This window comes from Methanosarcina barkeri str. Wiesmoor (assembly GCF_000969985.1).
GTDB classification, from domain to species: Archaea; Halobacteriota; Methanosarcinia; order Methanosarcinales; family Methanosarcinaceae; genus Methanosarcina; species Methanosarcina barkeri_B.
Map to the genome: position 1 here is coordinate 165,603 of NZ_CP009526.1, position 19,506 is coordinate 185,108.

Below are 19,506 nucleotides of genomic sequence, written 5' to 3' on the forward strand. Positions count from 1 at the left end.
GAGTCCAGATATCCATTTTAATATCCCCTTCTTTTTTAATACTAAATTACTATATTTTTTCAGTTGTTTTTCAAAAAATCCTTAGCATTTGTAACATGTCTTTATAATTGTTTCGCCTGGATATTGTTAAAAAAATTAGCCAGCGAGCTAACCCGCTGGCTTTTTGTTTTCTTCAGTATATATTTCAGGCTCTGGACTTTTGGCTTAGAATACAAGTCCCAGGTCTTCGAGCTTCTTTCTTGCTCCGTCGTAGACCTGCATGTACTCTTCAGTTGGTGTTACGGTCTTTACGTCGTAGCATTCCTGGAAGGTCTTTCCTGCTGGTGCGCTTGCGTAATTCTTCTCATAGAGTGCTACAAGCTTGTCGAGTATCACATTTACTTCTGAGATTTCCACACCTGCCGTTGCCCTTGCTACTTCTCCCATCATTCTTGCTTCCATACCTGTGGTCTTGTCGGTAACGACACCCTTTGCGGATGCGACACCGGAGAGGATTTCTCTGCCTGAAGCGGTGTCAGTAATGGATTGGGCTGAAGCTTCGAGCAGGCACATCTCAGTGCATGGGCCTGCACATGGGTAGTACTGGTTACCTGACAGTATGTCCGTAAATTCGGAAATTGTTGCACATGCCCAGCCTGCAATCGTCAATGTCTCTCTGGTGTTTGTTGAACCCCAGCGGATGTGGACAGGGCCGTCAAGGTGCCAGCTTGCGCTGCTCATGATCACGGCATTGATGTGGGTTGCAACATCTACAATTGTTGTTTCTTCAATTCCGCCTGCATACCCACCAAAGATCGGCATCTGTTCGTCCATTATGATGTCGCTGTTCCCTTTGTAGTGAGCAATAACTGAAATTGCGTCCAGGTCGATCTTGAGTTCGTTTAGTTGCGAGACCTCGTGGCTGTCCGTGCAGGTCATTCCGCCGGCGCAGTCAGCGGAAATATTTCCCTGAGCGGACAGGGAGGTCTCTGGGCCCTAGACACCCATGCCAGGCCTACCAGCCATGGCGCAAGCATTCTTAATTAGCCTTGTTTCGGTCTTTGCAGCAAGGACCTCATAAGGACTTTTTGGAACAGGAGCTTTTCCACGTACAGAGGTCATTACACCGTTAACAATCGTGTCTACTTCCTTTTCCAGGGCATAGCTCATGTGAACAGGCATAAACACATCTTCGGAAATTGGAGAACCTGTAGGCCCACCCTGTACGATTGGCTTTGCCTTGTCACCAACACTTCTCTTCTTTACATTAACGGCATCCCTGCCTGTACCGAGCACAAATTCCTTCTGCACATTGTTAATTGCATCCCAGATTTCGTCTTCTGTGTACTTTACGATTCTGTGGGTATCGGTACAGTAAATTCCGCACTCAAGTAGCATCTCAAAGCCAGCCTTGAAGAGTTTTTCCATCATATCCTTGTCTGTCGGGATAAACTCTCCCTTGAAGTCAAGCCCATACTTCTGCTTGAGTTCCATTGCTTTCATTGGGATCTTCATGAGGTCCCAGTCGTCCTGGGTGCACTTTTCTCCTACTTTAGCCCTGTCATAAAAGTCATAGCAGTCAAATGATTTTCTAAATGTCATTGTCTTTTGCCTCCCAGGATTATTTCATAACTTCAAGTGCTACTTTTGCGGCTTCTGCAGCGTTTTCTGCAGTTGCATCAGCTCCGATTTCTTCGATCCATTTATCAGATACTGGTGCTCCTCCGAACATGCACTTTACATTGTCTCTGAGTTTTTCTTCATTGAGCCTGTCCATAAGGTCTTTCTGGCCAAGCATGGAGGTGGTCATAAGGGCAGAGCCTACTAAGAGGACTTTTTCTCCCTTGTGCTTTGCAGCTTCTTCTACAATGGTTTCATTAAGAACGTCAATCCCGAGGTCAAGAATCTGGAACCCGTTTGCCCCGAGCATGGTGGTAACAAGCCTGTGACCAATGTCGTGAATGTCTCCTTCTGCAACAAAAGTGATTGCAAGACCTGTTTCTTCTCCTTCCTTTTTGTTCTTTTCAAGTTCGGGGGTGAGAAGTTCCATTGCATTGTTCATTGCTTTTGCAGACATCATAATCTGGGGCAGAAATACCTCAGCGGCTTCGAACTTGTCACCGACAATTTTCATTCCAACGGAAAGACCCTTTGTAATAATATCAAGTGCCGGAATTCCTGCATCGAGGGCTTTCTGGGTTAGTTGCGCAATGCCTGCAACGTTTTGATTTACGATCGCGTCGCGTAACTTGTCAAATATTTCCTGGTTTGCCATTTTTGTAAACCTCCACTGAAATTCACAGTTCTGTGCAATATAGTTGGGCAGTACAATGTACCAGACAACTTCTCCGCAAAGGTTTCATGCTTGAACACCAGACCAGGCTCTGCTAGCTAAAAAAGAGCATTTGCATGGGGTTCTCATTTTATAATCCAGATCCCTGACGCCTTATATTTCATTAGGTGCAAGGGGATACCTTCACGAATTTTCGAATTGTCTATAATCGAAATTATTCACTGCCATTTGCCATTTTACCCGAACAGATTCGGACTTGTTGTGAATAATTTCTTTTCTCCTGACATTGTGCCATATTTTCATATACCTTGATCTATTTAGCCTAACCCATGAGGTTTTTTCGAAAAAGATAGGTACTTACTTGTCATCTATAAATTTGAAATGCAAATGAGTTTTGACAGGCTAAATGGATAAAGCCTAAGCCATGAGAATTTTTAATCATATTGAAATTCCAATTAATTAAAAAGGGCTGGAATTAATAACTGAAAAAAGATATTCAATTGTCCAAAGATGTAAAGGGTAGAGAATTCTGAAAACCGTAATTGATGACAGTCCGGGTCTCTATTTTGTTATCCCCTTTTATACCCCAAATAATTATACCCGCTTCCCTATGTGTGAAATATTTCTGTATAAGTCTTGAAGTACTCGTATAATTATTTCGCCTAAAATTCTAAAAAAAATTAGCCAGCGAAAAACTCGCTGGCGTTGGTTCCATCAGTAAACTTTGGGTGAAACTTTCGGCTTAGAATACAAGTCCCAGGTCTTCGAGCTTCTTTCTTGCTCCGTCGTAGACCTGCATGTACTCTTCAGTTGGTGTTACGGTCTTTACGTCGTAGCATTCCTGGAAGGTCTTTCCTGCTGGTGCGCTTGCGTAATTCTTCTCGTAGAGTGCTACAAGCTTGTCGAGTATCACATTTACTTCTGAGATTTCCACACCTGCCGTTGCCCTTGCTACTTCTCCCATCATTCTTGCTTCCATACCTGTGGTCTTGTCGGTAACGACACCCTTTGCGGATGCGACACCGGAGAGGATTTCTCTGCCTGAAGCGGTGTCAGTAATGGATTGGGCTGAAGCTTCGAGCAGGCACATCTCAGTGCATGGGCCTGCACATGGGTAGTACTGGTTACCTGACAGTATGTCCGTAAATTCGGAAATTGTTGCACATGCCCAGCCTGCAATCGTCAATGTCTCTCTGGTGTTTGTTGAACCCCAGCGGATGTGGACAGGGCCGTCAAGGTGCCAGCTTGCGCTGCTCATGATCACGGCATTGATGTGGGTTGCAACATCTACAATTGTTGTTTCTTCAATTCCGCCTGCATACCCACCAAAGATCGGCATCTGTTCGTCCATTATGATGTCGCTGTTCCCTTTGTAGTGAGCAATAACTGAAATTGCGTCCAGGTCGATCTTGAGTTCGTTTAGTTGCGAGACCTCGTGGCTGTCCGTGCAGGTCATTCCGCCGGCGCAGTCAGCGGAAATATTTCCCTGAGCGGACAGGGAGGTCTCTGGGCCCTAGACACCCATGCCAGGCCTACCAGCCATAGCGCAAGCATTCTTAATTAGCCTTGTTTCGGTCTTTGCAGCAAGGACCTCATAAGGACTTTTTGGAACAGGAGCTTTTCCACGTACAGAGGTCATTACACCGTTAACAATCGTGTCTACTTCCTTTTCCAGGGCATAGCTCATGTGAACAGGCATAAACACATCTTCGGAAATTGGAGAACCTGTAGGCCCACCCTGTACGATTGGCTTTGCCTTGTCACCAACACTTCTCTTCTTTACATTAACGGCATCCCTGCCTGTACCGAGCACAAATTCCTTCTGCACATTGTTAATTGCATCCCAGATTTCGTCTTCTGTGTACTTTACGATTCTGTGGGTGTCGGTACAGTAAATTCCGCACTCAAGTAGCATCTCAAAGCCGGCCTTGAAGAGTTTTTCCATCATATCCTTGTCTGTCGGGATAAACTCTCCCTTGAAGTCAAGCCCATACTTCTGCTTGAGTTCCATTGCTTTCATTGGGATCTTCATGAGGTCCCAGTCGTCCTGGGTGCACTTTTCTCCTACTTTAGCCCTGTCATAAAAGTCATAGCAGTCAAATGATTTTCTAAATGTCATTGTCTTTTACCTCCCAGGATTATTTCATAACCTCTAGTGCGACTTTTGCGGCTTCTGCAGCGTTTTCTGCAGTTGCATCAGCTCCGATTTCTTCGATCCATTTATCAGATACTGGTGCTCCTCCGAACATGCACTTTACATCGTCCCTGAGTTTTTCTTCATTGAGCCTGTCCATAAGGTCTTTCTGGCCGAGCATGGAGGTGGTCATAAGGGCAGAGCCTACTAAGAGGACTTTATCTCCTTTGTGCTTTGCAGCTTCTTCTACGACGTTTTCATTAAGCACATCAACTCCCAGGTCAACGATCTGGAACCCATTTGCTCCAAGCATTGTGGTAACAAGCCTGTGACCAATGTCGTGGATATCCCCTTCTGCAACAAAGGTGATGGCGAGTCCTGCTTCTTCTCCTTCTTTCTTGGTCTTTTCAAGTTCAGGGGTAAGGACTTCCATTGCATTACTCATCGCTTTTCCAGACATCATGATCTGAGGCAGGAAAATCTCGGCGGCTTCGAACTTGTCACCGACAATTTTCATTCCAACGGAAAGACCCTTTGTAATAATATCAAGTGCCGGAATTCCTGCATCAAGGGCCTCCTTGCATAGCTGTGCAGTACCTGCAATGTTTTGATTTACGATTGCGTCGCGTAACTTGTCAAATATTTCCTGGTTTGCCATTTTTGTAAACCTCCACTGAGATTCGTAGTTCTGTGCAGTGTCGTTAGGCAGTAAAATGTCTCCAGAGTCATTTTCTCGCAAAGGCTTTATGCTTGAACACAGACCCAGGCTCCGCTAGCTAAAAAAGAGCATTTGCATGGGGTTCTCATTTTAGGTTCAGATCCCTGCTGCCTTATATTTTTCAGCCATTAGGCGCGAGGAAGTTCCTTTACGAATTTTCTGATTATTTATGTTCAAAAATTACTCACTGTCATTTGCCATTTTACCCGAACAGGTTCGGGTCTTTTGTGAATAATTTTTTCTCTTATGACATTGTTACCGGGGAATTTACTTGCCGGAAACTGCAAATTTGTTTCCCAGTCGAATTAGCTTTATATCCCGAATTTCCCAACAGTATGCCTGTTGGGACTGCCTGGAATTGTCCTGAACATTCAGACTCAATCCCTAAATAAAGATTAAAATTATACTATATAAACGAATACTATATTTCCATTATTTTTTTCTCTTAAAATTCAAAATCTGGGCATGAAATAATAAAATATAAATACTGGTATTTCCAGCCATTGCAACATCTTTTATATATACAATTTCCATCTTCAAAGTCCTGCGCTATATATTTTTTTAATAACAGATTTTCAATAATATTAAATATAAAAGCAAAAAGTATAAATACTAGACTTTGGAGTCGCTGCAATCTTTTTCGGTATCTGCAATCTTCTGCTTTAAAACCCTATGTTGCAAATTTTTTAAAAAGAAGTCTTTAAATAATAATTTGACACGCGCAGGCAGAATACATGATTTCTCTTGACAAATGTGAAATTAGATGAAGGAAAACAAGCCTGATGAAGTAATTTTTTTGGAAAATTCTTAAAAATAATGCCGGCTTAAAGCCGGCTCATCCACTTTTAAATTCTATTAATATGACACACTACTAGTGTTTATTAGTATTCGATATATTCAGTATCTGAATCTATTCAGTATCTGAATCTATTCAGTATCTGAATCTATTCAGCAATAGTTTTAGTATGTGTGGCTTTTTGCGCACTCAATCATCTTCTGGAGATTGACTGTTGGGGTCATACTGACAGTCCCGCAGCCAACGGTGAGTAACCCAACGCCTGCGTCAAGGACCTTCTTTGAGACTTCTGCAATTTCCTCAGGAGTTCCGTTCCAGAGCACGGCTACAGGGTCAAGGTTTCCAACAATGAGTGCGTTTTTCACATTACCAGTTGCGGTCTTGATGTCTACTTTCTGGTCTACGCTGATCCCGTTTACTCCGGTCTTGTCCATAATTCCAAGGCCGTTGGTTGTGTTTCCGCAAATGTGAAGCACTGTAGCCACATCAAGTTCCTTCATTGCGTCAACTATCTTCTTCTGATAGGGCAGGGCATACTTTTCGTAAAACTCTCCACCAATAAGCTCATAGCTTGCTGTCGGGTCAATGATGGCTATGGTGTCTGCACCGTTTTCAACCATTGCTTTTGCATATGCTACATTGAAGTCCGAGCAGAAGTCCAGAAGTGCGGGGACAATCTCTTCTCCTGTGAAAAGGTTTCCAAACCAGGCATCTCCGTTAATATGCTGGGCAAGAGAGAAAGGACCTATCATGGACCCTATAATCGGGATCTCTTTTCCGTATTTTTCGGAGAGAATCTTGACGGCTTCAAGGACTACTGCAATTCTTCCTTCTTTGAGGTTGTAATTCTTTAATTTCTCCAGATCTTCCAGGTTCTTAACACTGGGTTTGATCACTGACGGCTGCTGCTTCAGGTCGCCAGCCTTTATTCCGCAGCCAAAAAATTCGGCTTCAGCTGTGATGTCAAAGGGAACTCTCACAGCTTCAAAACCTACTACCGTGTGTGCCGCTTCCGCGAGAGTCGCCATTTTCTCTGCGTCGGAATGGGCTTCTGGCCAGTAGGCTCCGCAAGCTTCCATCTGTTCGACAGTTGCAGTCTGAGTGAAACAAACAGCTGGCATCCTGTCCACCTGCTGTTTCCTTAATGCACGGTACAATCTTTCTTTTGGGGTATATTCTGCCATTTATAATCCCTCTCTTATTTGTATAGGTGTGTAGGATTATGAAAAATACATACTATTTTAATAAATATGTATTTATACCCTTTAATTAAAAATTATGTTATAAAAACTTATCAATTGAACAGCCGGAATAAGCTGAAAAATCCTTCAAAACAAGTAAACTTGTTTTATTGAATTTTATCGGAAGCAAAATTTTAAATGTTCTGTAATTTGTTATTTTTATCATAATTTTGTATCCCTTGGTGTATGGTGAATTTTAACAAACGGGGCTGAAACAGGGAAACCGGAACTCAGGCTTTCAGATGACTGTAAAAAAATCCTATCTATTAAAGTCTAAAAACCTATGGTGGATTTTGCAAAAGTGAAGGTTGAAAGACTGAAAAAATATCCACTTTTATAATGATTCTTTGACATTTAGGGTGTTTCAAGACTACTCCCAGTGTCCCTTAACTAACGTTTTAACTCTCTGCGTAGTTTGACATTTGGAGACACGATCACATATGGGGACATCCTGCATGTCATTGCACTATTTATAGTAATGTGCTGTGGCAGCTTTGGGCTGGCAATATGGAGACTCAAAAAGGAAACTACTCAGTAATTGCAGTCATAATATTTTGTAAATTCCTGGTACGTATCTATAGGGGTTCACTTCACGAAATAGAAAACTCGTGGTCGTCTAACAACTTTAGTTGAGTTTCTACCTGAAGGCACAGGTTTGCAGAAAATCTCTACAAAGCCTAATAGCTAATTGTTAATACTTGAGAGCTACTTATTATACATTCTAGCCAGGTACTAGTAATAGCTTATATAATTCATGAATTCTAAAATTATTATATCCTTTCCCTATTGATGCCGAATTAGAAATTTCACTAAAATTACAGTCCTCATATCCCACCCTTTTATGAGGTAGTTCCTACTGCCGGACACCTCAAAACATTATACGTTCCAGGAGGACCTGAAAAATGTATGGAATAGCACTTGATCTGGGCACCAGTGGTTTTAGAGCCCAGCTTATTGATCTTGAAAAGAAGGAAACCTTAAAGACAGTTATAACCATGGGTCATCCTCTCCCCGGGGGAAATGTCATGGATCACCTGGACTTTGCAATCACAACAGGTGAAGATGTGGCTCATGAGGTAATTATCGAGACCATCAGAAGGATGTTCCTGCGGTTCGATGTTGACCTTTCCAGGGTTGAACGGCTTGCAGTTTGTGGAAACCCTATCCAGCTTTCCCTTTTCCAGAATACTGAAATAAGGGATCTTGCTTATGCAGGGGAAAACAAGCAGAAGATGCTTGGAGTCCGGAATGTGAAACGAGATGCCCGTGTGTTTCCTGCGTCGGAAATTTTCGGGGAAAATGACCTGCCTAACTGTGAAATTATCGTACCCCCTGCAATCAAGCACGAGATTGGAGCTGACGCCCTGGCTATGATGCTTGAAACCGATTTTCTTATCCAGCCCGAACCTTCACTTGTCACGGATTACGGGACAAACGCCGAGATGGCTCTGAAAATCGGGGATCGAATTATCACTGCAAGCGCAGCAGCAGGACCTGCGATTGAAGGACAGGGTATAAGTTCAGGCATGCTCGCAAGCCCGGGCGCGATCTGCGATGTAAAACCTGAAGGACAGTACTGGAGAATTATAGTTCTTGACAGGGAAATGGAAAAACAGAACGCTTATCTTATCGATCCGGTTACAGGGGAGATAAAGGAGTCCTACGGATTCGAAGCCGTCGGAATCACAGGCACAGGAGTTATTTCGGCTTTTGCCCTGGCACTGAGAAGCGGTATGATTGAAAAATTTCCTAAACTTCCGAATGGAAAACTGATTCTGGGTCCTGGGATTGAGATCACTGAGAAGGATGTTGAAGAAGCCGGAAAAGCTATCGGGGCAATCCGGGCTGCCCATATGACCCTGATCGTTGAATCTGGAATCAAGTACGAAGACCTTGAGTATGCATATATGTCAGGAGCCTCTGGTGCCTATGTGGACGCTGAGGACGCCCGCAGGCTCGGAGCAGCACCGGGTTATGCAAAAAAAATTGTTCAGTTCGGAAATACCTCGCTTGCGCTTGCCCGGGAACTTGTGCTGGAAGAGTCCAGGCTGGATGACGTAATTGCGATTGCAAAGAAAATTACTGCCGACCACCTCATGATGGCAACCAGTGAAACTTTCAATAACTTCTACCTCTGCGAGCTTTCCTACTGGACCCAGGGTATGCCCCTTGAGACGTATGACCAGATGCTTGAGCTCTACGGCCTGCCTCCCCTCCCAAAAACTCTCGAACATGTAAACATCGAAAAGCGAGTCGTCAAAGACATAGAAGAGGTCGGGTCAGGTGGGCTTTCCATCCTCAAAGAAATTGGCATAATCCTTGAAGTCCCGGTGGAAAAGTGCGTCTACTGCAAAAAATGTGTAAAAGAATGCCCTGAAACTGCTCTTGAAATCGTAGAAATAGATGGCCATAGAATCGCAAAATACGACAGCCAGAAATGTCTTGGTACAAGTTGCCGCCGCTGTGTCAGCGTCTGCCCTGAAGATGCTATCGATATAACGAAACTGAAAATCACAGCGAAATAACATATGGTGGGAATTATATTCCCGCTAATTTTTCTTACTTTTCACCTTCTCTTCACTTGGCGCATATGAGGCAAAAGATTATTCTACGCCATAAATCAACTCTCTTGAGCGCAACCATTGACCCGCAATCGTTGCGCCGTTTGGTCACGCCGATCACGTTGTTGCTGGAGTTAGTTTTCGGTCAAACCTTTTTGAAAAAGGTTGTGATCACGCCCGGATAGGGTCTGGTGATAAAGTTCTCAAACTTTAATGTTGAGTTGTTTTCTATCAAGCCTTTTTGAAAAGGTTTGCAGGTAAATCAGCCCCTTTCAGTAAATTGAAAAACAACTTATCTTGCCAATAATTCAGCCCTCTTGAGCGAAGCGAAAAGGGCACCGTCCTCCCGAGACGGGACTCGGGTGACGGAACTCGGGCAATAACTTTATAAATAAGAACCTATTTTTTTAGATTTTTACCAACAAACATATATATTAAATAATATTATTTCATATTATTAATTAAGACCACCATACAGGAAGCAAAACGCTTTGTTCAATCTATTTTGCCTAGGAGGAAACCTGATCATGTAGATCGAATGGACTCTAAATCCGTTCAGCCGGGTTAGATTCCCGGGGTTTCCGCCATATTTCTGAATCCCGGAATGGTAATACAATAACATTCTAGATACATTCAGAACATTCCGCCGAAATCTTTTATAAAACCTGGAGACTTTTGTCCAGACTATATAAATTGTTTCTGTTGTGTGGATCGCTTCTATTTTCCGGGTAGCTGTCAGCAAATTGCTGACTCCGTGCTTATACTCTGTAAGCCGGGATTTTGAAATACTATTTCTTGGAAATCATCCGGGCTTTTAATTCACCAGGGGTGACACTATGGATAAAAAACCATTAGATGTTTTAATATCTGCGACCGGGCTCTGGATGTCCAGGACTGGCACGCTCCACAAAATCAAACACTATGAGGTCTCAAGAAGTAAAATATACATTGAAATGGCGTGTGGAGACCATCTTGTTGTGAATAATTCTAGGAGTTGTAGAACAGCCAGAGCATTCAGACATCATAAGTACAGAAAAACCTGCAAACGATGTAGGGTTTCGGACGAGGATATCAATAATTTCCTCACAAGATCAACTGAAGGCAAAACCAGTGTGAAAGTTAAGGTAGTTTCTGCTCCAAAGGTCAAAAAAGCTATGCCGAAATCAGTTTCGAGGGCTCCAAAGCCTCTGGAAAATCCTGTGTCTGCAAAGGCATCAACGGACACATCCAGATCTGTACCTTCGCCTGCAAAATCAACTCCAAATTCGCCTGTTCCCACATCGGCTCCTGCTCCTTCACTTACAAGAAGCCAGCTCGATAGGGTTGAGGCTCTCTTAAGTCCAGAGGATAAAATTTCTCTGAATATTGCAAAGCCTTTCAGGGAACTTGAGTCCGAACTTGTGACAAGAAGAAAAAACGATTTTCAGCGGCTCTATACCAATGATAGAGAAGACTACCTTGGTAAACTCGAACGGGACATTACGAAATTTTTCGTAGACCGGGATTTTCTGGAGATAAAGTCTCCTATCCTTATTCCGGCAGAATACGTGGAGAGAATGGGTATTAACAATGATACTGAACTTTCAAAACAGATCTTCAGGGTGGATAAAAATCTCTGCTTAAGGCCAATGCTTGCCCCGACTCTTTACAACTATCTGCGAAAACTCGATAGGATTTTACCAGATCCTATAAAGATTTTCGAAGTCGGGCCCTGTTACCGGAAAGAGTCTGACGGCAAAGAGCACCTGGAAGAATTTACCATGGTGAACTTCTGTCAGATGGGTTCGGGATGTACTCGGGAAAATCTTGAATCCCTCATCAAAGAGTTTCTGGACTATCTGGAAATCGACTTCGAAATCGTAGGAGATTCCTGTATGGTCTATGGGGATACCCTTGATATAATGCACGGGGACCTGGAGCTTTCTTCGGCAGTCGTCGGGCCAGTTCCTCTTGATAGGGAATGGGGCATTGACAAACCATGGATAGGTGCAGGTTTTGGGCTTGAACGCTTGCTCAAGGTTATGCATGGCTTTAAAAACATTAAGAGAGCATCAAGGTCCGAATCTTACTATAATGGGATTTCAACCAATCTATGAGCTGGAAAGCTCGTTCAAAGTAACTGAGAATCACTAAAAACAGGTCGAAGATATTAAAACACTGCATTAAATGGCAAAAAGGAATTGCGATACTGGATGTCAAAAAGAGTTGCAGTACTGAATGGCAAGATGAATTGCAGCTCTGAAAGGCAAAAAGTAGAATGGCAATATTAAATGGCAAAAAGTAGAATGGCAATATTAAATGGCAAAAAGTAGAATGGCAATGTTGAATGGCAAAAAGTAGAATGGCAATGTTGAATGGCAAAAAATAGAATGGCAATATTAAATGGCAAAAAGTAGAATGGCAATGTTGAATGGCAAAAAGTAGAATGGCAATATTGAATGGCAACATTGAATCAAAAACGGGATGGTAAAAACTCAATATGGCAAAATAAGCTAAATGGTGAGATTAAGTTGACAGTCGGCTCTGATAGGGTCGATAAACATCTGAAGAATCTATGAGAGGGTGAAATTTTGATCCAAAAAATGGCACTTGATGAATTTGATAGTTTGGGAGATAAAGTCATTGAAGGGTATCAATTAACTGATAACGATCTGAGGACTCTTCTTTCCCTTGAATCCAAAGAAGGCCTGGAAAGGCTTTATTCCGCAGCCCGAAAAGTAAGAGATCATTATTTTGGCAACAGGGTATTTCTTAATTGTTTCATTTATTTCTCCACTTACTGTAAAAATCAATGCTCCTTTTGCTACTATAACTGTCGAAACGAGATCAACCGCTATCGACTGACAATGGAAGAGATAAAAGAAACCTGCAAAACCCTGAAAGGAGCAGGTTTTCATATGGTTGACCTGACAATGGGGGAAGACCCCTATTACTATGAAGACCCTAACCGTTTCGTTGAACTTGTCCAGATAGTAAAAGAGGAACTTGGGCTTCCCATTATGATTTCTCCAGGTTTGATGGATAACGCTACTCTTCTTAAAGCCAGGGAAAAAGGAGCAAACTTCCTGGCACTTTATCAGGAAACATATGACACTGAACTATACCGGAAACTTAGAGTTGGGCAGTCATTCGATGGGCGTGTCAATGCACGCCGTTTTGCTAAACAGCAGGGGTACTGTGTTGAAGATGGAATCCTCACAGGCGTTGGAAATGATATTGAATCAACCATTTTGTCCTTAAGAGGAATGAGTACAAATGATCCTGATATGGTTAGAGTTATGACCTTTCTCCCCCAGGAAGGAACCCCGCTTGAAGGTTTCAGGGATAAGTCAAATCTCTCGGAACTGAAAATCATCTCGGTTCTCAGATTAATGTTTCCTAAACGCCTCATCCCTGCTTCTCTTGACCTGGAAGGCATTGACGGCATGGTTCTTCGCTTAAATGCAGGGGCAAATATTGTTACTTCTATTCTTCCTCCCGATTCCCAACTGGAAGGCGTTGCAAACTACGACCGTGACCTTGAAGAACGAGATCGGGACATAAAAAGTGTGGTCCGAAGGCTTGAAATCATGGGTATGAAACCTGCCAGGCAGGCTGACTTTGAGGCAGTTCTGGGGTGCTAACTTGAAAACGATCTGTCTTGTGGGCGGGAAACTTCAAGGCTTCGAAGCTGCGTATCTATCTAAAAAAGCCGGAATGAAAGTAGTTCTGGTAGATAAAAATCCGCAGGCTCTCATCCGTAACTATGCGGATGAATTTTACTGTTTTGATGTGATAAAGGAACCCGAAAAACTCCTTGAGCTCTCAAAAAGGGTTGATGCTGTACTTCCTGTAAATGAAAACCTGGCCTGCATCGAATTTCTGAATTCAATAAAAGAAAAGTTCTCCTGCCCGGTACTTTTCGATTTTGAAGCTTACCGGATAAGCAGGGACAAGAAAAAGTCAAAAGATTATTTTAAGTCCATAGGAGTTCCAACTCCGCAGGACAGGCCTTCAAAACCGCCTTATTTTGTAAAACCTCCCTGTGAAAGCAGCAGTGTGGGAGCCAGGATAATTTATGATGACAAAGATCTTGAGGGCCTTGAACCTGACACGCTGGTTGAGGAATATGTTGAAGGCGAGGTTGTTTCTCTCGAAGTTGTCGGGGACGGAAGTCATTTTGCTGTGGTAAAAGAGACCCTTGTCCATATAGACGAAACCTATGACTGCCATATGGTAACTCCGCTTCCTGCTAATCCTTTATTCAGGCAGATCTCCCATGATCTTGCAGCAAATCTTCCCTTGAAAGGGATTATGGATGTGGAAGCAATCTTCGGTCCAAAAGGGCTCAGGGTAATTGAAATCGATGCCCGTTTCCCAAGTCAGACACCTACAGTAGTTTACTATTCTTCTGGGATCAACCTGATAGAACTCCTTTTCCGCGCCTTTACTGATGGTGTTGAGGAAATAAGGGCGATTCCCGAGAACAAATACTGCATTTACGAGCACCTCATGTTCGGAGAAAATGGTGTTCTTATTCCTGTGGGAGAACAGGTACTTTCCATGGGTAGCGACTATGGAAAATTCTACGAAGAACCTGGCATTGAGATTTTTCTTTGCAAAGGAGAATACCCGGTATTTACCATGGTCTTCTGGGGCAAGGACAGGGAAGAAACCGGAGCAAAAAGATGTAAGGGACTTTCGGTTCTGAAGGAGCGTTTTGGAGCGGTTTTATGACGGAATAAAAAAGAACCAAAAGGGTATTAAAATGGATTAAATAAACTAGAATTACTCAAAGCAGGAAATGGAGATCAATATGGAACTAACCTCAGATGATTCGACAAATATTGACAAGCAGTCTCAGGAAGCAGATTCTGCTTTGCAGAGAACAGGGCTTGACGTAAAAGAAATCTGCGAAAAATGCTGTATTTACGAGCATTTTATGCTAGAAAAAAAAGGGGATCTTGTTCCTGTGGGAGAACAGGCTCTTTCCAAGGACGATGAATGCGAGAAATTCTATGAAGAGCCAGGCATTAAAATTTTACTTTACAGAGGAGAGAATCCGGTATTTGCTTTGATTTCCTGTGGCAAGGATGAGGAAGAAGCTGAGGCAAAAAAAAGTAAAGGCTTTTCAGTTCTGAAGGAGCGGTTGAGTGAAGGAATAAATTCGAGTACTGGAACAGAAATTGAAAATGATTGAAGAGATTAAGATTCTTTAAACCTAAGTTTTAAAGAGTCTAAGTTTTTAAAGATATTAAAATTCTAAAACTCAGTTAAAGTAACTGAGATTCAAAAAATCCAGATTTAAAAATCTAAGGTTTAAATTTTCCTAAAAACAGGAAATGGCGATAAAAATGGCACTCTTAACTCCCGATGATTTGATAAACATTAATATGCAACTTCAGAAAGCTGACTCTGCTGTGCAAGAAGTAACGGGGCTTGATATAAAAGGTATTTGCAAGGCTCTCTACGGTACTTTCTCGAGCTCCGAAAAAGTAGGCATCGTGCCTGTAACTTCGGGAAACGGAATTATAGGAAACTTTTCGGCTTCCCTGCATGCAATTACGCAGTATTTCGGATTTGACAGTTTTGTTACGGATATGCCGGATGTTAGCGGCTATTATGAAGCTGTGCAGAACGGAGCCGAGATCATCCTTATGGCAGACGACCGCACTTTCCTTGCCCATAACCTCAAAAATGGAAAAATGGCCAATAATCAACCCTGCACAGGTATTATCTATGCTGAGATCGCTTCCAGATATCTGAAAGCCGACTCAAAGGATGTACTTGTTGTGGGGCTTGGGAAAGTAGGTTTCCCCGGAGCCGAGCATTTAGTGCAGAAAGACTTTAGGGTTTACGGGTATGATGCTGATGAAACTCTCCTTGAGAGAGCCACTTCAAACCTCGGGATTATTCCTTTCGACCCTGCGAATCCGAAAAAATTTTCCATTATATTCGAGGCGACTCCATGCGCAAACACGATTCCTGAAGCCGTACTTTCGGAGAATTGCGTGCTTTCCACTCCTGGAATCCCCTGCGCAATTTCTGAAGAGCTTAGAGATAAATACGAAGTACAACTTATAGCGGAACCCCTTGGAATAGGAACTGCATCAATGTTGTACTCTGTGCTATAACACCTTAATTTCGCTTTGGCAGCCGGTTGCATTTCGGCAGTCTGCTGCCCCTTTTCGCTATGTTTCTCTTCCCTTAAGAAGACTGAGCTATGGACAAGAGGAACTGCTTTTAACTTGTTAATTATTTAATCAGAATTCTGAACATTATTAATTAGTTTAAATCATATGTACGGTTGTTTTTAATTCTAAAGGTTTTAGATATTTCTTCAAAAATAAATTTATTTTATCTTTTTTTTAACCAGTACTTACTTATATGTAAGTAAGTATATTCTGTAGTGTGGATAGATCCAGAAATTAGGATAGCGACAATGATTCAATTAACTTATTAACGAGTATAAATGTTTTTTATGAATAGATATGAACGAGACTAATCAGCAAATACTTTATTATGCAAGGAATTTTTTGCAATGTCGGGGTTATAATGGATTTAGTTACAAAGATATTTCTCAGAAATTGGGAATAAAGAATGCAGCAATTCATAATTATTACCCCAAAAAAGAAGATCTAGTTGCAGCTTTGCTCGAAAACAGCAGAAAGAATTTAGCTGCAAATATTACTCAAATAGTGGAATCTGGAGGCTCAGCCCGTGATCAGCTTCAATACTACTTTGATTACGCATTGAAGGAGTTTGATGAAGGTAAAAGTATCTGCCCCCCAGGCTCGGTAATTCTCGATTTTGAAAAACTTCCGGAGAAAGTTAAAAAACAAAACCTTTTGTTGATGGATGATATCCTGGCCTGGATTTCCAGAGTTCTTAAAATAGGTCTGGAACAGGGGGAGTTTAATTTCTCTGGTTCTGTAGAAGCACGTGCAGAATTAGTAGTTGAAGCCTTGATGGGTGCCAGACAATTATCCAGTATAAGAGGAAGAAAAACGCTTGTTAGATCTATTTCTCTAATTAAATCCGACCTTGGGTGGAAGGACTGATGTTTTCTTAATCGCTACTTACTTATATGTAAGTAAGTATATTCTATTATTATAATCGATATATTGCTGAATCAATCTATTGCTAAAAAATTAGGTTTTCTGGCATAACTTCTGTGGAGAGACTTCAATGCCCACTATGAGTATTATTTCGTGCAAGATAATGCAGGACGAAATCATCTGGATTCTTGAAAATGACTCTTCCATTGATGAGATTTTCGTAGTTGATAATGAAAATATCCGGGAATTTGTAGAAAAGCTGGATAAAGTAAACCTTCAGTATAAAGTGCTCTCTCTGGAAGACATTTCCTCACTTCCCGAAATCAAAAGCGAATGCAAGAAATACACGGTTTTGATCCATCTGATGGAACTTGGCCTTCATAGAAGTCCTAAGGAGTTGAAAATTAAGGTATATGAGACTATAAAGACTCTCGCTCCTTTTTCATCGGGGATTTTGCTCTTTTACGGTTTATGTGGAAATGTACTGGGGAACGTTGAAAAAGATTTCCAATGTAGTTCAATCTCATGTCCGGTTCGTATTCTCAAAGATAAAGATCACAGAATTGTAGATGACTGCATAGGGGCTACTGTGGGAGGAGTCAAAAACTATCTAAGGATACTCAAAAGTGTTAGTGATGCTGGAACATATCTTTTTACTCCCATGTACAGCAAGGGCTGGAAGGAACTACTTGACCTGAATAAGCTAAATAAAGACCCTGCTAAAGCATTGAAATTAATGAAAAAGACCCACGAAATGATTGGTTACAAAAGAGTTGCTAAGATTAATACTGGTCTTAAATACACTGAAAATTTCGACGCTTCTATTCAGGAATTTGCAGATTTGTTTGATTTCGAAATTTTGGAATTCGATGATGGTAATCAGGAAATTTTTAAAGATTGCTATAACGAACTCAAAATGGAGATTTAGGAAAAATCAAAACGTTGAAAAAATTTTATATTTATAGATGACTGGTGAGCGGATGCCTGTACTTAGCATAATTGCCTGTGAAATGCTTGAAGACGAACTGGCATATGTCCTCTCAGAAGACCACGACTTAAATCAATTGATTGTAGTTGAAAACAGGCAAAGTTTCAGGTTTGTTCGAAAGCTTAAATCCAGAAATTGCCAGCCAAGACTTTTTCCTTTGGACAAAGTACCTATTTTTTTAAAAGAGGCAAATAACTCTGTATACAACTCTGTATCTGTGAATCTTTTGAAACTTTTATTGAAATTTCCTTTTTTTAAGAAACTAACTCCTAATATCAGAGGAAAGAGTAAAGAAAAGAACAAGGAAAAGCCTATTGTAGTTGTAAATACTCTGAAGCTTGGCCTACATGCAGATTGCCAACTCTTAAGGTCTGAAATCTACCAAAATATTAGTAAAATGGCAGCTTTTTCAGATGGTATTCTTATTTTCTATGGAAACTGTGGTCACTCTTTAAGGAACACAGAAGCTGATTTTAAAGATCTTCCTTGCTCTCTTTATTTTCTTAAAGATGAAAAAGGAGAGATTGTGGATGACTGCATCAGCGTAGCTCTTGGGGGCAACGATACTTATGCCAAAGTTATGCAGAGTGGGAGCGGTACGGGTATGATATACCTGACTCCCATGTGGGCTTCCAGTTGGAAACAAATGAGAATGGAATCTAACGACACTTCTGACTTCAATGATAACTTCTTGAAAAAGCATTACCGAAAGGTTGTCAAAATCAGTAATGAGATTTCTATGGGAAGTGAATTCGATAAAAATGTCTTAAATTATGCCAGGACTTTTAATATGAGCATTGCTGAAATGGAAGAAAGTATGAAGGTAGCAAGTAAGTCCTATCTAAATGCCAAAAACGACGTCTGCAAGAAAGCAGTATCAGATTAAAAACAATTGAAAGGGTATGCTGAAAATAAAAGAAGGAAAAACAAAATCCCGAAGACAAATCCCGAAGATAAATCCCGAAAATAAATCCCCCTATTTTCTCAAATCTTTCTATAAAGCCCCAGGGTACTTAGAGTCAGTGCAGTGGCATTGATATCATCGTTATTATTTCCCCAGGCCCCGTTTTCATGGACATTTTTAAGGAGCCAGTTGACTGAAACTTCGAGTTCTTTTTTGAAGCCTGCAAGAAGCAGGGCCTGAATTGCCAGATTGCTTGTTGAAATATGTTTCCAGCCGCCGTCAGGTCCTCTTTTTGAAAGGACCCATCTGGCTTTTTCCCGGATAAAAGTTTCAAAGGTTCTGGTTTTTGCCAGATTATCTTGTTTTTTGAGAGCTGTAATTATAAGGGATGTAGTGCCGACCTGTTCCCAGGCAGGGCAATAGTTTTCAGATAGCCAGTTGCATCCATCTTTATCCTGAGTTCCCATGTCTGCAAGGGCTGCAAGGGCATAGGTTGTGTCGTAAACGTTCCTGTTCCAGGAACTTTCGTTTTTTCTGGCAAGCAGCCATCTTGCTGAAGCCATGAATACGATTCCTTCTGTAGAAAGGGCTGAGCAGGCCCTAGCAGTATCCCTGATTGAAGAGTTCCAGGAACCGTCGGTATCCTGTTCAAGAATCAGGCAGGTTATGTAAGGGTTTGGGAGTGCCCAGAGGGCGTGTGCTGATAAGGTACTTGAAAGTTCCTTTACGGACTGAATTCGCTGGGCAGAGAGCCATTCAAAACTGTTTTTCACAATATCAAATTCCAGGTTGCTTGACATTTGATTGTGCTTTTCGGGCTCCACCTATTAAAACTTGACTAACACCTCACTTTTC

The 19,506-nt window shown here is 41.8% G+C and carries 13 protein-coding genes and 2 pseudogenes; 9 read left to right on the top strand and 6 right to left on the bottom strand.

Features of this window, described 5'->3' with window-relative positions:
• Positions 1-204: 204 nt before the first annotated feature.
• From MSBRW_RS20640 to mtbA, 5 genes and pseudogenes are all read right to left on the bottom strand, one after another.
• A pseudogene (locus MSBRW_RS20640) lies at positions 205-1,581 on the bottom strand (monomethylamine:corrinoid methyltransferase).
• Positions 1,582-1,600: 19 nt separating this feature from the next.
• Positions 1,601-2,254 (bottom strand): methyltransferase cognate corrinoid protein, encoded by a 654-nt coding sequence (locus MSBRW_RS00835; protein WP_011305870.1) that lies wholly within the window; start codon positions 2,252-2,254, stop codon positions 1,601-1,603.
• Positions 2,255-3,014: 760 nt separating this feature from the next.
• A pseudogene (locus tag MSBRW_RS20645) lies at positions 3,015-4,391 on the bottom strand (monomethylamine:corrinoid methyltransferase).
• 19 nt (positions 4,392-4,410) lie between these two features.
• Positions 4,411-5,064 carry a methyltransferase cognate corrinoid protein gene (locus MSBRW_RS00850; RefSeq protein WP_011305868.1) on the bottom strand — a complete coding sequence of 218 codons (654 nt, stop codon included), beginning with the start codon at positions 5,062-5,064 and terminating at the stop codon, positions 4,411-4,413.
• 1,020 nt (positions 5,065-6,084) lie between these two features.
• Positions 6,085-7,104 carry a methylcobamide:CoM methyltransferase MtbA gene (gene mtbA / locus MSBRW_RS00855; protein ID WP_011305867.1) on the bottom strand — a complete coding sequence of 340 codons (1,020 nt, stop codon included), beginning with the start codon at positions 7,102-7,104 and terminating at the stop codon, positions 6,085-6,087.
• Positions 7,105-8,063: 959 nt separating this feature from the next.
• On the opposite strand from mtbA, the gene MSBRW_RS00860 reads away from it, so the two are divergent.
• From MSBRW_RS00860 to MSBRW_RS00900, 9 genes are all read left to right on the top strand, one after another.
• The gene (locus MSBRW_RS00860; protein ID WP_011305866.1) at positions 8,064-9,686 is read left to right on the top strand and encodes a methylamine methyltransferase corrinoid protein reductive activase; all 1,623 of its coding nucleotides are present in this window, start codon (positions 8,064-8,066) and stop codon (positions 9,684-9,686) included.
• Positions 9,687-10,558: 872 nt separating this feature from the next.
• Positions 10,559-11,818: a pyrrolysine--tRNA(Pyl) ligase gene (pylS, locus tag MSBRW_RS00865; RefSeq protein ID WP_011305865.1), complete on the top strand. Its 1,260-nt coding sequence runs from the start codon at positions 10,559-10,561 to the stop codon at positions 11,816-11,818.
• Positions 11,819-12,292: 474 nt separating this feature from the next.
• Positions 12,293-13,345, top strand: a complete 1,053-nt coding sequence (gene pylB / locus MSBRW_RS00870) for a methylornithine synthase PylB (RefSeq protein ID WP_011305864.1) — start codon at positions 12,293-12,295, stop codon at positions 13,343-13,345.
• Between the two features lies 1 nt (position 13,346).
• Complete coding sequence (gene pylC, locus MSBRW_RS00875; RefSeq protein WP_011305863.1) at positions 13,347-14,438, top strand: 3-methylornithine--L-lysine ligase PylC; 1,092 nt, start codon at positions 13,347-13,349, stop codon at positions 14,436-14,438.
• A gap of 79 nt (positions 14,439-14,517) precedes the next feature.
• Positions 14,518-14,901 carry a hypothetical protein gene (locus tag MSBRW_RS00880; RefSeq protein WP_155398071.1) on the top strand — a complete coding sequence of 128 codons (384 nt, stop codon included), beginning with the start codon at positions 14,518-14,520 and terminating at the stop codon, positions 14,899-14,901.
• 142 nt (positions 14,902-15,043) lie between these two features.
• Positions 15,044-15,835 (top strand): pyrrolysine synthase PylD, encoded by a 792-nt coding sequence (gene pylD, locus MSBRW_RS00885; protein ID WP_011305862.1) that lies wholly within the window; start codon positions 15,044-15,046, stop codon positions 15,833-15,835.
• Between the two features lie 357 nt (positions 15,836-16,192).
• Entirely contained in the window at positions 16,193-16,762 is a 570-nt protein-coding gene (locus MSBRW_RS00890; protein ID WP_011305861.1) for a TetR/AcrR family transcriptional regulator, read from the top strand.
• Between the two features lie 127 nt (positions 16,763-16,889).
• Positions 16,890-17,687, top strand: a complete 798-nt coding sequence (locus MSBRW_RS00895; RefSeq protein WP_011305860.1) for a DUF1638 domain-containing protein — start codon at positions 16,890-16,892, stop codon at positions 17,685-17,687.
• Between the two features lie 52 nt (positions 17,688-17,739).
• The gene (locus MSBRW_RS00900) at positions 17,740-18,633 is read left to right on the top strand and encodes a DUF1638 domain-containing protein (protein ID WP_011305859.1); all 894 of its coding nucleotides are present in this window, start codon (positions 17,740-17,742) and stop codon (positions 18,631-18,633) included.
• Between the two features lie 98 nt (positions 18,634-18,731).
• Here MSBRW_RS00900 and MSBRW_RS00905 read toward each other — a convergent pair whose 3' ends face one another.
• Positions 18,732-19,451: a prenyltransferase/squalene oxidase repeat-containing protein gene (locus MSBRW_RS00905; protein ID WP_011305858.1), complete on the bottom strand. Its 720-nt coding sequence runs from the start codon at positions 19,449-19,451 to the stop codon at positions 18,732-18,734.
• Positions 19,452-19,506 lie beyond the last annotated feature (55 nt).

Excerpts from the sequence above, each read along its gene's own strand:
- MSBRW_RS00835 (WP_011305870.1), bottom strand. The coding sequence starts at position 2,254 with ATGGCAAACCAGGAAATATTTGACAAGTTACGCGACGCGATCGTAAAT.
- MSBRW_RS00890 (WP_011305861.1), top strand. The coding sequence starts at position 16,193 with ATGAACGAGACTAATCAGCAAATACTTTATTATGCAAGGAATTTTTTG.
- pylS (WP_011305865.1), top strand. The coding sequence starts at position 10,559 with ATGGATAAAAAACCATTAGATGTTTTAATATCTGCGACCGGGCTCTGG.
- MSBRW_RS00905 (WP_011305858.1), bottom strand. The coding sequence starts at position 19,451 with ATGTCAAGCAACCTGGAATTTGATATTGTGAAAAACAGTTTTGAATGG.
- MSBRW_RS00895 (WP_011305860.1), top strand. The coding sequence starts at position 16,890 with ATGCCCACTATGAGTATTATTTCGTGCAAGATAATGCAGGACGAAATC.
- pylD (WP_011305862.1), top strand. The coding sequence starts at position 15,044 with ATGGCGATAAAAATGGCACTCTTAACTCCCGATGATTTGATAAACATT.
- MSBRW_RS00850 (WP_011305868.1), bottom strand. The coding sequence starts at position 5,064 with ATGGCAAACCAGGAAATATTTGACAAGTTACGCGACGCAATCGTAAAT.
- MSBRW_RS00880 (WP_155398071.1), top strand. The coding sequence starts at position 14,518 with ATGGAACTAACCTCAGATGATTCGACAAATATTGACAAGCAGTCTCAG.
- mtbA (WP_011305867.1), bottom strand. The coding sequence starts at position 7,104 with ATGGCAGAATATACCCCAAAAGAAAGATTGTACCGTGCATTAAGGAAA.
- MSBRW_RS00900 (WP_011305859.1), top strand. The coding sequence starts at position 17,740 with ATGCCTGTACTTAGCATAATTGCCTGTGAAATGCTTGAAGACGAACTG.
- MSBRW_RS00860 (WP_011305866.1), top strand. The coding sequence starts at position 8,064 with ATGTATGGAATAGCACTTGATCTGGGCACCAGTGGTTTTAGAGCCCAG.